The 15,480-nt window shown below is 44.4% G+C and carries 11 protein-coding genes; all 11 read left to right on the forward strand.

The window, feature by feature from the left end; translation table 11 throughout:
- Positions 1 to 11 precede the first annotated feature (11 nt).
- The 11 genes from tssC to ACY3ZI_RS12475 all read left to right on the forward strand — a co-directional run bounded on the left by tssC (position 12) and on the right by ACY3ZI_RS12475 (position 15,463).
- The gene (tssC, locus tag ACY3ZI_RS12425; protein WP_108477937.1) at positions 12 to 1,556 is read left to right on the forward strand and encodes a type VI secretion system contractile sheath large subunit; all 1,545 of its coding nucleotides are present in this window, start codon (positions 12 to 14) and stop codon (positions 1,554 to 1,556) included.
- Positions 1,557 to 1,578: 22 nt separating this feature from the next.
- Entirely contained in the window at positions 1,579 to 2,916 is a 1,338-nt protein-coding gene (gene tssK / locus ACY3ZI_RS12430) for a type VI secretion system baseplate subunit TssK (protein WP_036952981.1), read from the forward strand.
- Positions 2,913 to 3,569: a type VI secretion system protein TssL, short form gene (tssL, locus tag ACY3ZI_RS12435; protein WP_487375270.1), complete on the forward strand. Its 657-nt coding sequence runs from the start codon at positions 2,913 to 2,915 to the stop codon at positions 3,567 to 3,569. Before tssK ends, tssL begins: the two co-directional genes overlap by 4 nt.
- Before the next feature lie 2 nt (positions 3,570 to 3,571).
- Positions 3,572 to 5,311, forward strand: a complete 1,740-nt coding sequence (locus ACY3ZI_RS12440) for an OmpA family protein (protein WP_487375271.1) — start codon at positions 3,572 to 3,574, stop codon at positions 5,309 to 5,311.
- A gap of 2 nt (positions 5,312 to 5,313) precedes the next feature.
- On the forward strand, positions 5,314 to 5,805 hold the full coding sequence (locus tag ACY3ZI_RS12445) for an Hcp family type VI secretion system effector (RefSeq protein ID WP_006660409.1): 492 nt from the start codon (positions 5,314 to 5,316) through the stop codon (positions 5,803 to 5,805).
- A 211-nt stretch (positions 5,806 to 6,016) separates the two neighbouring features.
- Entirely contained in the window at positions 6,017 to 8,680 is a 2,664-nt protein-coding gene (tssH, locus tag ACY3ZI_RS12450) for a type VI secretion system ATPase TssH (protein ID WP_487375272.1), read from the forward strand.
- The gene (locus ACY3ZI_RS12455; protein ID WP_487375273.1) at positions 8,677 to 11,076 is read left to right on the forward strand and encodes a type VI secretion system Vgr family protein; all 2,400 of its coding nucleotides are present in this window, start codon (positions 8,677 to 8,679) and stop codon (positions 11,074 to 11,076) included. The genes tssH and ACY3ZI_RS12455 overlap by 4 nt, the downstream gene beginning before the upstream one ends.
- Positions 11,069 to 11,857 (forward strand): toxin Tle1 chaperone Tla1, encoded by a 789-nt coding sequence (tla1, locus tag ACY3ZI_RS12460; protein ID WP_211885985.1) that lies wholly within the window; start codon positions 11,069 to 11,071, stop codon positions 11,855 to 11,857. The genes ACY3ZI_RS12455 and tla1 overlap by 8 nt, the downstream gene beginning before the upstream one ends.
- A 198-nt stretch (positions 11,858 to 12,055) precedes the next feature.
- Positions 12,056 to 12,430, forward strand: coding sequence for a Tli1a family immunity protein (gene tli1a / locus ACY3ZI_RS12465; protein ID WP_487375274.1), 375 nt, complete (start codon positions 12,056 to 12,058; stop codon positions 12,428 to 12,430).
- A 43-nt stretch (positions 12,431 to 12,473) separates the two neighbouring features.
- Entirely contained in the window at positions 12,474 to 13,013 is a 540-nt protein-coding gene (gene tli1a, locus ACY3ZI_RS12470) for a Tli1a family immunity protein (protein WP_211885989.1), read from the forward strand.
- Entirely contained in the window at positions 13,001 to 15,463 is a 2,463-nt protein-coding gene (locus tag ACY3ZI_RS12475; protein ID WP_211885997.1) for a T6SS phospholipase effector Tle1-like catalytic domain-containing protein, read from the forward strand. Before tli1a (ACY3ZI_RS12470) ends, ACY3ZI_RS12475 begins: the two co-directional genes overlap by 13 nt.
- Positions 15,464 to 15,480 lie beyond the last annotated feature (17 nt).

Below are 15,480 nucleotides of genomic sequence, written 5' to 3' on the forward strand. Positions count from 1 at the left end.
ATTAAAGGATTATGCTGATGTCTGTAAAAACTGAATCAACTCAAGGCGCAACAACTGTGCTGGATGACACCTCAAACCAAGGCGTTTACGCTTCTTTGTTCGAAAAAATCAATTTAACACCAGTCGCATCAATCAGTGATATTAACGCATTCCAAGACAATGCCGCCTTGGCAGATGCAACGGCTGATGAGCGTGTCACTGTCGCCGTTCAAGTCTTCTTAGACCGTTTAAAATCATCAGGTCAAAAAGTCGAGCGTTTAGACCGAAACCTACTTGACCATCATATCGCTGAACTTGATAAGCAAATCAGCCAACAACTGGATGAAGTCATGCACCACCAAGACTTCCAAAAAGTTGAATCCACTTGGCGTGGCTTGAAATTCCTCGTTGACCGCACTGATTTTCGTCAAAACGTTAAAATTGAGCTGTTAGATATTGCTAAAGACGATTTACGTCAGGATTTCGAAGATAGCCCTGAAATCATTCAAAGCGGCCTTTATCACCATACCTACATTGCGGAATATGACACTCCAGGCGGCGAACCTATCGCAGCCATGATTTCCAACTATGAATTTGACCGTAGCCCGCAAGATATCGCCTTACTGCGTAGTATCTCCAAAGTCTCAGCATCCGCACATATGCCATTTATTGGTTCTGTGGGACCAAAATTCTTCGGCAAAGAGACGATGGAAGAAGTCGCAGCAATCAAAGATATTGGCAACTATTTTGACCGCGCCGAGTACATCAAGTGGAAATCATTCCGTGACTCTGATGATGCTCGATATATCGGCTTAACGATGCCTCGCGTGCTAGGTCGTCTACCATACGGACCAGATACCGTGCCTGTTCGTAGCTTCAACTACGTTGAAGAAGTTAAAGGTCCTGATCACGAGAAATACCTGTGGACCAACGCCACCTTTGCTTTTGCTGCCAACATGGTAAAAAGTTTTATCAACAACGGTTGGTGCGTACAAATTCGTGGACCTCAAGCCGGTGGTGCCGTTAAAGATCTCCCAATCCACCTGTTTGATTTAGGTACGGGTAGCCAGGTAAAAATTCCATCCGAAGTGATGATCCCTGAGACCCGTGAATTTGAGTTCGCCAATCTTGGATTTATCCCGCTGTCTTACTACAAAAACCGTGATTACTCCTGCTTCTTCTCGGCTAACTCGGCGCAAAAACCGGCGTTATACGATACCGCTGATGCCACCGCGAACAGCCGTATCAATGCCCGCTTACCGTACATTTTCTTACTGTCTCGTATCGCCCATTACTTGAAGCTTATTCAACGCGAAAACATTGGTACCACCAAAGACAGACGCTTACTTGAATTAGAACTCAACAACTGGGTTCGTGGCTTAGTCACTGAAATGACCGATCCAGGTGATGATTTACAAGCTTCTCACCCACTACGTGATGCAAAAGTGGTTGTTGAGGATATCGAAGATAACCCAGGCTTCTTCCGTGTGAAACTGTACGCCGTTCCACACTTCCAAGTCGAAGGTATGGATGTTGATTTATCGCTAGTTTCTCAAATGCCTAAAGCTAAAGCCTAACGGTTATTAAAGGTCATTCAGGATGAAAATCTACCGTCCCCTATGGACAGACGGGGCCTTTTTGGCCCCTCAGCAATTTCAACAGCAAGCCCGTTGGGACGGTCATGTTGCTGAAGTCGTCGCACAAATGGGTATCGCCTCCACGTGGGGCGTCATTAATACCGAGTTTGATGTCAGTGCATTAACGCTCTCTCGCGTAAGCGCCCAAAAAATCGTGGTGCGCTTTCACGACGGCACACTGATTGACACAACCTTAGCTGATGCCCTTCCTCCGGTATTGTCCCTCAATGATTATGCAGATCGCCAGTCATTGGATATCGTTCTGGCGCTGCCTTTAATGTTAGCCAATGGTGGAAACTTAGTTCCCGAAACAGGAACCGATCGACCACGCCGATTTAGCCAAGAATGGGTTAAAGTCCAAGACCTATTAGGGCATGAACAAACAGACATTGCCGTGCTACGTCACGTGGCAACACTGCGTTTCGCTCATGATGAGAATGAAGCCTATATGACCTGCCCTGTTGCACGCCTTATTCGCAACGCTCAGGGGATGTGGGAATTTGATAACCACTTCATTCCCCCCTTACTTTCCTGCCAGGGAAGTGCTGAATTACGAACATTACTTTCTGAGTTTATGCACCGTTTAGTGGCTAAGCGCCGTCGTTTAATGGCACTACGTCGTGAAAGTAATGAAAAAATGGCCGACTTTGTGGTCGCTGATGTCTCACTGTTTTGGTTACTGAATTCACTCAATAGTGCCGAGCCTGTCCTCAATGAACTCAGCACAGCGTTACATCGTCATCCTGAATTACTCTATCGGGAGCTAGCTCGTTTAGCGGGCAGCTTATTAACTTTTTCTTTAGAAAGTAAGCTGGAAGATATCCCGCTGTACAAACATGAGCAGCCAGAGCTCGTTTTCCCACCTCTTTTTGCCTTGTTAAATACACTGCTTGAAGCCAGTTTACCTTCTCGCGTGATTAGCATTGAACTGGCGAAAGAAGGTCCATTCTGGAAAGGTCAACTCCATGACGGTCGATTACGTGAAGAAGCCGATTTTTACTTATCGGTTCGCTCATCATTGCCTGCTCACTTATTAATCGCTCAATTTCCACTCCTTTGCAAAGCGGGTAGTAGTGATGATGTGGCTGACGTCGTTAATGTGGCACTCAATGGTATTCCATTGAAACCGCTCAGTCATGTCCCAACGGCGGTTCCTCTTCGCTTAGAAAATCAATATTTTGCGCTAGATATTGAAACACCTGCGGGTCAAGCCATGCTCTCTTCTGGGCAATGTGCATTCTATGTTCCAAGCACGTTAGGTGACATTCAATTAGAGCTGTTTGCGGTACTTCGCTCATGAACAATACAACATCGCACCATACTATCGACATGATCTTCGCCCAAACTTGGCTGATGGTTTGTCAATTACATCAAGGCACCGCCATCACTCATGGGGATAGTTTTTATCGTCGAGTTTGCCAACTCATTGATGAAACACGTCAAAAACTGCTCGAACATGGCTACCCTGAATCCGCCATTGAACATATGCAATACGCTCAATGTGCTCTGATTGATGAATCTGTGATGAATCGCCAACACCAAGATGATGGCTACAACACATGGATCCAATCTCCTTTGCAAGCGCGCTACTTCAATACATTAGAAGCGGGAGACAAACTTTGGGATCGCCTACGCAGCATTTTAAATGAAACCGCCCCGAATCCTGACGTTTTGCTCTGTTTTCATCGCGTGCTTACCCTCGGATTTGTCGGTAAGTTTCGCCAAAAAGAGGCGCCAGAACGTGAGCGCATCGTCGCTCAACTCAATGTTCAACTTCCAGACTATCTGATCACTTCAGAATTGCCTCTCGTCGTAAAACCTAAATTACGGTTTAGCCGTCGCAGACTTTACTGGTTTGGTTGGGTAGGTGGCATCCTCATACTCGCCGCCATGTGGTGGGGATTCAGTGCATCGTTAGAACATTTACTACAACAGTGGATGACACAAGGATAGGCATGCAAAATCCAATCAAACAGTGTCTGACGCTTTTTGCTACGGGGCTTTTTTTGTGGCTACTCTGGGGATTTTGGTCTCTAGGGCAAAGTGTCACCATTTTTGTTTCCGTCTTCGTCTTAGTTCTGACGGGGGGAATGTTGTTTTGGCAATATAAACAGCGACGCCAAGTGCTATCCACTGAACATGATTATACGGGCGCATTTCCGGCTGATAATTATCAGGGGCCTGTCATTTTAGTCTGCGGTCAATCTCAAGCACTATTCCTTGATGACCAATTACACAGAGAAACAAGTCAAGGTTGGTACATTCGTGTATCCGCACCCACTGAGCTCGTTAAACTGATTGCCGCATTGGTGGAATATGCCCCTTCACTATCTGGGCATTTATCCTTACTTTACGTTGTATTACCTGAGCAACTTACCCAACAAGAAACCCTGACACAAGCGCTACTCAACTGGCGTCGAGCGATTGGGGAAGGCCGTCAAAAAATCGGTGCTAAATTGCCATTTTGGGTAACGGTATACCTTTCTAAACCTCATCATACTGATACCGCTATGCATGTTGATGATGAACATACACCTTGGATGACGTTACTCAGCCACCAAACTGAATTTCAAGTAGAGCAAGAAGGTGCGATGTCAGTCCCTTACTCCGTGTGGCTACCTACGCATTTCGGACAATCAGAACAAAGCCTGCAATTTTCGCTATGGCTAGATACCTTACAAAGCTGGCTAAACCAAGTTTTAGTGCCTCAATTCACCCTGCCTCAAGCTGGTGCGCCGAAGCAAATCCCTTCAGCATGGGCCATTCAGTGGATTGATATCACGAGCCAGCCGAACAATTTATGGCAGCAATTCATCCAAGAAAAAACCACATTGCCATTGCGCTCCTCAGTACAAACAACTGATTTACTCCCTTTGCCGGATGTCATGCTACGCCGCTTGCATCATGATATTAGCTTAAGCCGGACGGAAAAAAGCCTCGGTGCAATTGGCCTCATTTTTGGGGTTTTCTTAGTGGGTGCTTTAGTCGGTAGCTACCACCATAACCAGCAACTCATTCGCCATATTGGTGAAGATATTGCTCGTTTCTCTCAGCTTTCAGAAGTTCCACTCGCACCCAAATTAACCGCTTATCAGCAGCTCCAAGATGACGCCGCTGAGCTTGCACGTTGGGAGCGTGAAGGGATCCCAAGTGCTTACTCATTAGCGTTATATCAAGGTAATCGAATATTGCCTTACTTACATACTCTGCTAGGGAGTTGGGCGCCTTCTCAACCTGAAATCACCCCTGAAGCGCCAGCTGCACCACCTCAAATCGTCACTTTGGACAGTTTGTCCTTATTCGATGTTGGACAATACACACTCAAAACGGGCGCGACCAAAGTGTTAGTTGATGCGCTACTCAATATCAAAGCCAAACCCGGCTGGTTAATTATGGTTTCTGGCTATACCGATAACACCGGGAATCCAGAACAAAACCAAAAACTGTCTTTAAAACGCGCAGAGTCTGTCCGTGATTGGATGATCCAAACCAGCGATATCTCGCCAACCTGCTTTGCTGTGCAGGGATACGGACAAAATAACCCCGTTGCCGACAACAACACCGCTGACGGACGAGCTCGCAATCGCCGCGTAGAAATTCGCCTGATACCGCAAGCTGAAGCTTGTCAGATATTAGGCGTCAACACCGTACCATCGATGGATGGTGGTACACATTCCACACTAAAGGAGAAGTAGTTATGGCTATTCCAGTTTATTTATGGCTGAAAGATGATGGCGGTGCTGAAATTAAAGGTTCTGTCGACGTACAAGACCGTGAAGGCAGCATCGAAGTGGTTGCTCAAGACCATAACCTGTACATCCCAACGGATAACAATACCGGTAAATTAACAGGTACTCGTATCCATACGCCATTCATTTTCGTTAAAGAAATTGATGCTTCAAGCCCTTATCTTTACAAGGCTGTGACCACGGGTCAAACCTTGAAAGAAGCTGAATTCAAATGGTATCGCATTGATGACGCAGGACAAGAAGTCGAATATTTCAACACCAAACTTGAAAACGTCAAAGTCGTGAAAGTCGCTCCAAAAATGCACGACATCAAAGATCCAGGTAAAGAGAAGCACAACCATCTCGAAGAGATTGAGCTGCGCTATGAAAAAATCACTTGGACATACAAAGACGGCAACATCATCCATTCCGATTCTTGGAATGAGCGTGCTACCGCTTAATTAAGACAAGCAGGCGTTTCGGCGTCTGCTTTTTCTTGCGTCCCTTGCGCAACATCACTCACACACAACACATTTTGCCATTAAACAAGCTATACGCGCTTTCAACCGCGCATTCCCATCGCGAATATCACCTTATGAACCTCGGTTAACGGTTAGGGGCGGTAGCGTGCCTAAACACATTGATATCCACCAGATTATCTAGGGAGAGAACATGGAAAATTCTTCAGTTATGTTATTGCGTCGCCTAAACCCTTTCTGTGCAAATGCACTAGAGGCAGCAGCTTCCTTGTGCCAAACACGCGCCCATGCTGAGGTCACCATCGAACATTGGTTACTCAAGCTGCTTGAGCTAGGAGAAAGTGATATCACCGTGTTAGCTCGCCGCTATGAATGGGATATTTCTGCACTTTGGCAAAGCCTGTTAACAGAAATCGACAGCCTACCCCGCTCTATCCATAGCCGCCCATCCCTCTCAAAATCACTCCTAAACTTAATTCAAAACGCATGGGTGATAGCCTCATTGGATGAGGATATCGAGCACATTCGCAGCGTCCATATTCTTGCGGCGATGGTGAAGCAACCCTCTTTAGTTCCGAACGACGCCCTTTGGCCATTAATGACCTTAAGCATCACACAATTACAACGCTTAAGACCGATGCTGGATGCGCAATCCGATGAGCGCCCTGAAGTTCAGCAACTTGCGGCGCATAATCAATCTTTGCCGGCAGAAGCTCCACTTGAAACGCAATCAACAAATGAAGCTCCAACACCGAATGTCATCGGAAACACACTGAATGAAGCCTTACTGGCCGTGCTGAATAAATTTACGGTGGATGTGACCGAAAAAGCACGCGAAGGCGCGATTGACCCAGTCTTTGGACGTGATGACGAAATCCGTCAAATGGTGGATATTCTTTCTCGTCGTCGCAAAAACAACCCCATTCTCGTGGGAGAACCGGGTGTCGGGAAGACGGCGTTAGTGGAAGGCTTAGCCCTACGTATCGTTGAAGGTAATGTTCCTGTCAGTCTGCAAACCACATCATTACGTACATTAGATTTAGGGCTACTGCAAGCGGGGGCTGGCGTCAAAGGCGAATTTGAACAGCGCTTAAAAAACGTGATTGAAGCCGTACAACAATCTCCTACTCCGATTTTACTGTTTATCGATGAAGCCCATACCATCATTGGCGCAGGCAACCAAGCTGGTGGCGCTGATGCCGCTAACTTACTCAAACCCGCCCTTGCCCGTGGTGAATTACGCACGATTGCCGCCACCACTTGGTCTGAATATAAACAATATTTCGAGCGTGACGCCGCTTTAGAACGCCGTTTCCAAGTCGTCAAAGTCGATGAACCTGATGATGAAAAAGCCTGTTTAATGCTGCGGGGGCTAAAACCTCGCTACGCAAAATATCATGGTGTTCACATTACCGATGATGCGGTCAAAGCCGCCGTCACCTTATCTCGCCGTTACTTAACCGGTCGTCAACTACCCGATAAAGCCGTGGATTTGCTCGATACCGCCAGCGCCCGTATCCGCATGAGCCTCGATACGCTCCCTGAAGAATTGACGCGTTTAAAAGCCAAGCGCAATGCATTAGAACTTGAACAGCAAGCGATCCTTGATGATTTGGCGATTGGCAACACCACCAACCAATCCTTACTGAGCGAATTAGTCACTCAAGATGCCCAAATAGCGATACAGCTGGCTGAGTTAGAACAGCGTTTTGAGCAAGAAAAAAACCTTATCAGCGAGCTATTAGAACAGCGCCGTCAATCCCAAGATGTCAGCGATATCCAATCACAATTAGAACTCGTTCAACAAAATGAGCCGCTGATCACCCCCGATGTGGATATCAGAACCGTTGCCACTGTCATCGCCGACTGGACGGGTGTGCCATTATCCAGCCTCTTAAAAGACGAACAAACCGAACTGCTTGAATTAGAAGACTCGCTAGGTAAACGCGTTGTGGGTCAAGAAAACCCATTACTGGGGCTTGGACAACGATTACGTGCTGCTCGCACGGGTCTTGCCTCAGAAAATGGCCCTCAAGGGGTATTTTTATTAGTGGGTCCAAGCGGAATTGGTAAAACTGAAACCGCCTTAGCCTTGGCTGATGTCCTGTTTGGTGGCGAAAAATCTTTAATTACCATCAACATGTCCGAGTATCAAGAAGCCCATACCGTCAGCCAATTAAAAGGCTCGCCTCCAGGTTATGTGGGTTATGGTCAAGGCGGGATTTTAACGGAAGCCGTTCGCAAACGCCCTTACAGCGTCGTGTTACTCGATGAAGTGGAAAAAGCCCACCGCGATGTGCTCAATCTGTTTTATCAAGTTTTCGACCGTGGATTTATGCGCGATGGCGAAGGTCGTGAAATTGATTTTCGTAATACCGTGATCTTAATGACAGCCAACTTGGGCAGTGATTTGTTGATGCAGCAACTCGAAGAGTTCCCTGAATCTACCGACGGCGAGCTGCAAGAACTGCTGCGTCCAACTTTGCGCGAACACTTCCAACCTGCCTTACTCGCACGTTTCCAAACATTGATTTATCGCCCATTAGGCTCTGTCGCTCTGCGCCAAATTGTTGAAATGAAACTGGGTAGCGTCATTAAGCGTCTTTACACCCACTACAAACTTGAAGGCATTATAGAAGAAGCGCTGTATGACACACTCGTGAGCGCCTGTTTATTACCCGACACTGGTGCCCGCAACATTGATAGCCTACTGAATCAGCAGATTTTACCGGTACTTAGCCAACAATTACTCATGCGCCAAGCTAACCACCAGCAAGCGCAAAGCCTGACTTTGGGGTATAGCGAAGAAGACGGGATCACCCTGAGTTTCAGTGATATTGAGGAGATAAATCCATGAGCCTACTCGATACAGCCAAAAACCTCCTTCAAGGTCAAAACCGCTATCGCCTAGAAGTGCAAGGCTGCTCAGATTTACTGGACGTTGAACATTTTACCGGGCGTGAAGCCGCTAGCGATACTTATCGCTATCAAATTACGTTTACCTGTTCCGCCCAAGATCTTTCTGCTCAGCAATTATTGCGCCGCAATGCCAGCCTGACCTTTTCCGCGCCGATAAATAACTTAATGGGACTCTCCACTCAGCCGAGCATTGCCAAGCGCGTTCATGGCGTAGTGACGGATTTCCGTCGTCTCTCTGGCTCTGCGGATGAAGCTCGCTACCAGCTAGTTATTGAGCCTTTTTTTGCGCTACTCCGCCATCAAATTCGCAGCCACCGTTTCTTTATCAACCAATCCATCCCTGATGTGGTTGAACAGATCCTGCGCGAACATAATTTCAAAGGCTGGGAATTCGAATTTCATCTCGAAAAAGAGTACCCAAAACGCGAACAAATCAACCAAATTAACGAAAGTGACCGCCAATTTATCGAGCGTTTACTCAGTGAAGTGGGTATTTTTTACCGCTTTGGTTTACAAGATGATACCCAAACCGAGGTGCTCCACTTTACGGACAGCCAACGCGGTTATGTGTATGACAAAACGCTGCCATTAAATAGCCCATCAGGGCTGAGCGATAACCATGTTGACAGTGTTTGGGGATTATCTTTACGTCATCAAGTGGTTGAAAGCACTGTTTTTGCCAAAGACTATAACCACCGACTGGCGGAAGATACGTTGATTTCCGCCGTCGCAGACATGACCCGCGGTGATGGCGAAAAAATCAACTACGGCGATGTTTATCACTATAAAGGCCGCCACCTAACCCGTGGGGACAAAATTCGCCCTGAAACCGAAACCGCTAACTTTTGGGCAAGACTCGATCACGAGCGCTTTTTAGCTCGTCAGACTTTACTCCGCGGAGAAAGTAGCGCAGCAGACCTGACGCCATTATTAGTATTAAGCATTCAAGATAACCCGCTCAGTTCGACGTTACCCAGCGTATTCAAATCGCCGATTTTAATTACTCGCCTACGTTTTACTGCCAGCCGAGATAAAGCGCTGACTGTTCGCTTTGACGCCGTGCCATACACTGAATCACTGTGCTGGCGCCCTGCTCTAAAACCACGTCCTGTCATTGCTGGAACATTAATGGCGCGTGTCACCAGCGCAAAAGACCACGACATTTATGCTCACCAAAATGAACACGGCTTTTATTGGGTCAAATTCGATGCGGATCGCGATGATAAAACCAAGGGCTATGAAAGTATGCCCGTGCGCTTGGCGAAACCTTACGCCGGAGATACTTATGGGATGCATTTCCCACTGATTCAAGGGACTGAGGTCGCTATCGCCTTCCATGAGGGTGACCCAGACCGCCCTTACATTGCCCACACACTGCATGATTCCCGCCACCCCGACCACGTTACGGATAAAAATAACACCCGCAATGTGATCCGCACGCCTGCGAATAACAAACTGCGCATGGAAGATAAACGCGGGCAAGAGCATATTAAGCTCAGCACCGAGTATGGCGGAAAAACCCAGTTAAACTTGGGGCATTTGGTCAACGCCGAGCGCGAACAGCGCGGTGATGGTTTTGAGTTACGTACAGATAGCTGGGGCGCAATTCGCGCGGGTAAAGGGTTGTTTATTACCACCGATAAGCAGGATAAGGCCGGTGGGGATGTGTTGGCGATGGCTCCCGCAATATCACTCGTAAAAAGTGCAAATAATCAATTGACCAGTTGGGGAGAAATCACCAAACAGCATAAAAACGTATCTCCTGAGCAGGACAGTTTAAAAGCACTTCAGAAAAACACTGAAAGCTTGGCCGCTCCCGCTGCGTTAATACATGCGACTGACGGAATTGGACTGGTTACTGAACAATCAATTTTGTTGCAAAGTGCGCAAGCTCATTATTCTCAAAGTACGGGTGAAATGCACATTGCCAGTGGTGAACACATTAGTGTGAATGCGAGTCAAAAAATTTCATTACTTTCGCAAAAAGAAGGGGTTCGTCTCGTTTCAGGTAAGGGGACTTTCGAAATAGAATCACACGGCGATAAGCTTGATGCGATTGCACTGAAAGATATCACAGTGCAATCAACCCAAGGGCATATCCAGCTCACTGCCAAAAATGGTATAACTTTAGGTTGCGGCGGTGGCTATATCCATATTTCCCCTGATGGGCAAATAGAAATACATAGCCCAAGTCGTATCAGTCTAAAAGGCCAACATGTGTGGGATGCTCCGCAAGGTAAAGATTTCCCATTACCTGACTTGCCAAAGTCTGTGTGTGAAGAGTGTTTAAAAAAAGCACAAGAATCTGCATTAGGAATAATATATCGTGAATAATATAACTGCCAATTCTAAAGAAAATTTAATTACCTACTGGATAAAACAGTTAAAAGAACATAGTCTCAGTTATCAATTAAATTATATTGATATCATCATAGATTTAGCGGGCTATGAAACCTCGATAATTCCAGCATTAAAAACTATTGACCATCAATTACAATGGTTTTCATTATTTACGGGCCTTCCAGAAGAAAATTATATTGATCAATCCCCTATTCTTATTCGTATTGAATGGGATAAACCCAAACAACAATTATTACTTCATGAGATTTTTAAATTATTTATTTGTACCCCTCGATTTTTGGCTCTTTTATCTTATATTAATTTCAATAAATTATCACGATACTTACAAAAACTATCTGAAGCTAGCTATGGTAATCAAGTATGCCTTTTTCGATTTTATGACTCCCGTATATTTCCTGAATTGATGAAAGATATATTAAATGAAGAACAACGAAATTATTTTAGTAAAGTCGCCAAGCTTTGGGGCTGGATGGATAGAAATAATGAAGTCAACTGGTTGGTTTGTGATCACAAAATTGAGTTTATTGATGATATTCAACCTAATATCATTCTAACTGACACACAGCTAAATCGATTAGGCTGTATTAGTGATGCATCATTATTTATAGATGACAATTTATCTATTACTGAAAATAAAAACGCTGAAGATATTTTTTCTGACATTTATGCATTAGCTATTGAAGCAAACAACAGTGAATACCTCGGAGATTTCGAAAGTTATATTAATAAGTATCATCCACAATTTTTGAATTAAATGGCATTAACCCACCACTAAAAAAGGTATTTATGAATGCTAAATATATCTAAATTGATATTCGTATGCTCTATTATTGTATTAACCGCCTGCTCTCCAGACACAAAACCTAATGACAATAAGACGCCACCCAAGCCCGAAAAAGTTAACTATGTCGCGGCTAATCTCCTAGGGTATGTTCATATTAAGGGGATCGCGGTGAACAAATTTTCTGTCAATGGCTACTACGGTCGTGTTGGGGGTTTTACTTGTTGCATTATGCTGCCTGAAAAATGGCAGCCGGGTATGCAAGTTCGAGTGGAATGGGAAATAGACCCCTCCCCATATTCTAAAGATATCCCCCGTTTTAACGACCCAAACTTTGATATTTGGATGAAAAAACACGAGACCAATTATCGCCAATACAGTGCTATCGTTGAGGTCCCTGAATACGGTGACTCTTGTGGGTTACAAGTACATTTTTTTGCCTGCAATCAAGTCAAAGTTACCGCAACCTGCATGGGAATAGAACACCCCAACCACCCATTCAAAGCTCTCATGAATCAACAGGAGAATCAATCATGTCCGCAATAACTCTTTGGAAGAACGCGAGCCCAGTTCATAGGGGGGCTTAATAATGACGCATAAACTGAAAAAAATGATGTGCTTGCTGGCGATTGTCCTGTTAACAGCCTGCTCTCCAGACACAAAACCTAACGACAATAAAACGCCACCCAAGCCTGAAAAAGTCAACTATGTGGGGGCTAATCTCCTAGGGTACAACCATCAATATAAAAATATTGCCGTCAATAAATTTTCTGTCAATGGCTACTATGGTCGTGTTGGGGGCTTTACTTGTTGCATTATGCTGCCTGAAAAATGGCAGCCGGGTATGCAAGTTCGAGTGGAATGGGAAATCGATCCTAACCCTAAAGCAAAACTACCTCCATTAGGCACAGATGAATTTAAGACTTTCATGAAAAAACACAAAGCCAATTATCGTCAATACAGTGCCATCGTTGAGGTCCCTGAATACGGTGACTCTTGCGGGTTACAAGTGCATTTTTTTGCCTGCAATCAAGTCAAAGTTACCGCAACCTGCATGGGAATAGAACACCCCGACCATCCATTCAACGCCCTCATAAATCAACAGGAGAATCAATCATGCCCGCAATAACTGGTTGGAATAAAGTTGAGTGTGGTGCCCCATGTTGGGTGCCACCCGAATTTCCAGAGCAAGGAAGGCTCGTACTCACGCCTAAACAAATTGAAGCCAATTACAAAAAAATTGTTGCGAAAGAACGCCTATATCAGCGACAAGCCACTCAGTTACAGCAGGACCGATGTTGTAAAAGCCTTCATATCAGTCTATTTTTTGATGGAACCAATAACAATGAGCCTTATGATACCAATATTGCCACACCTGCTCATCCCACTAATATTGCAAAATTATTTCATGCTACGACACCACAAAACACAGAAGCAAATGAGCAGGGTTTTTATTCCTTTTATATGCCTGGAGTCGGCACACCTTTCCCCGAAATAGGAACCTATGACTATTATGCTGATGGCCTTAAATATGCAACGGGAGGGGAATCCAGAATTAATTGGGCGCTTATACAAATTTGTAATGCCCTACAACATACATTAACGCAAAGCTTTATTCCTAATGGTACCATGAAAACCGCAGTAAAAAACATGGATTCAGACAAAGCCATGATAGCACATACCAGTGCCGTCATGGATGCAATAACCATTAGACCAGGTATGCCAAGTAAGCAAACAGTGAAAAATTATAAAGATGCTCAACAAGGAAAATTTTCTGCACGTTTAGACCGCTTACAACAAATAGAATCGCTATTAGCGCCACTTAAGGATAAGGTTTATTATTTTAAGCCCCAGTTATTAAACATTAAATTATTCGTTTATGGCTTTTCTCGTGGTGCTGCCGAAGCCCGAACCTTTGCGACTTGGTTAGATGAAATTTTATCTACCTCCGCCTTATCTTCGAAAGGCACATTATTAGAACTTCCTGTTTCGATAGAATTTATGGGCATTTGTGATACTGTCCCCGCAGTTGGTATTGCCAATCTCGTTCCTGGATTTAGTGGTCACAATGGCTGGGCGGGGGGAACCCAAGAAATCCCGCGTTCTGGATTAGTCAAGCGCTGCTGCCATTTTGTTGCAGCACATGAACAGCGCCAGTGTTTTTCACTTGATTCTATTCGCTACCCTGATGGTACATATCCCACAAATGCGATAGAAGTCGTCTACCCAGGGATGCATTCTGATATTGGAGGGGGCTACCCGCGAGGTGACCAAGGCAAAGCGCGGGATTCCGACGGTGAATTACTTTCGCAAATTATTTTACATGATATGTATGCTGCTGCTTTTGAAGCGGGGGCGCCACTGTCAATATTATCAGCTAATCTATCACTAGCACCTAATGTAATGGAAAAACAACCATTTAGAGAAATGACACCAGATACAGAAGATGAGTTCGATTTCGATAATATTCTTATTAATAGATTTAACGCATGGCGTACAACCATCACAGACTCAGCCAACCCCGTTTCACAAGGCTTATATTCTCCTTCGCAATGTAACCTATTTTCACTAGAAAATGTTATTCAAGAGCAAATGGTATGGATGACAGCTTGGCGTATTGCGCGCTTCGCCTGTTCTCGTCAGAATCCACACAACATTACACATCAAACCTTCTTCCAACATGCGGCTCAACACAGCGATGTCAATATTCCCCCCTGGGATCCGCTTTTTGCTAAGAAAATAGATATTGCACTCTCAAATGAAGAAAAAGCGTGTAATGATAATTTAGACATGATCAGAAAAAACCGAAAATTAGAGGAAGATAAATTCGCGAATAACCCTGATTGGGTTCCACCTAAAGTGAATCAAAATGGGGAGCCTTTAATTGGCACACCTTTGTATGATGCAACAAATGCTCGAGGACAGTTATGGGATGCAGCTTTAAGTTTTAGGCGTCGATATGATGATAACCTTAATGACATTGACGACTTTCATTCGCTGCAAGGTAAATGGATAATCACAATTGTTGATAGCCTATTGCAAGATGAATTTTATGGGCTCATGCATTTAGATCCTGAATCTGAGTATTTGTATTTAAAAGAAAATGCCCAAATACTCTATACTGAAAAAATTCTTCCTGTTCTGAACCATGAGAACAAAACAACAGATGTTGCACTTGTCATTGACCTTTATGACAACCAAATCCATGATTCCAGAGCGTGGTTTATGCATTCAGAACTCGGAATTCGTGAATTAGCAGGTGATTACTTTTTGATGAGAATGATTTATTTTGGTCAAAAATGGAATAAATATTGTTCAGTTGTATTAATTGATGATGAAAACTTTAAACAAAAAATTGTCTCGCGCCAAGGGTTTATTATCCTAGACAATAATGGGAGAATTGCTTATATAGATAATATAACAGGAGAAAAAAGTATTATTCCAAATAGTCAAATATCCTTTCCTACCGATGAATTTGATACTTTACTTTCTTACATACAAGCACAAAAATCACTTGAAAATTATGTAAACAATCAAAATAAATTACTTTCATCTCCAAATACAATATTACTTACATAATACTATTTAGTGATTAA

The organism is Providencia sp. LY12 (assembly GCF_057621555.1).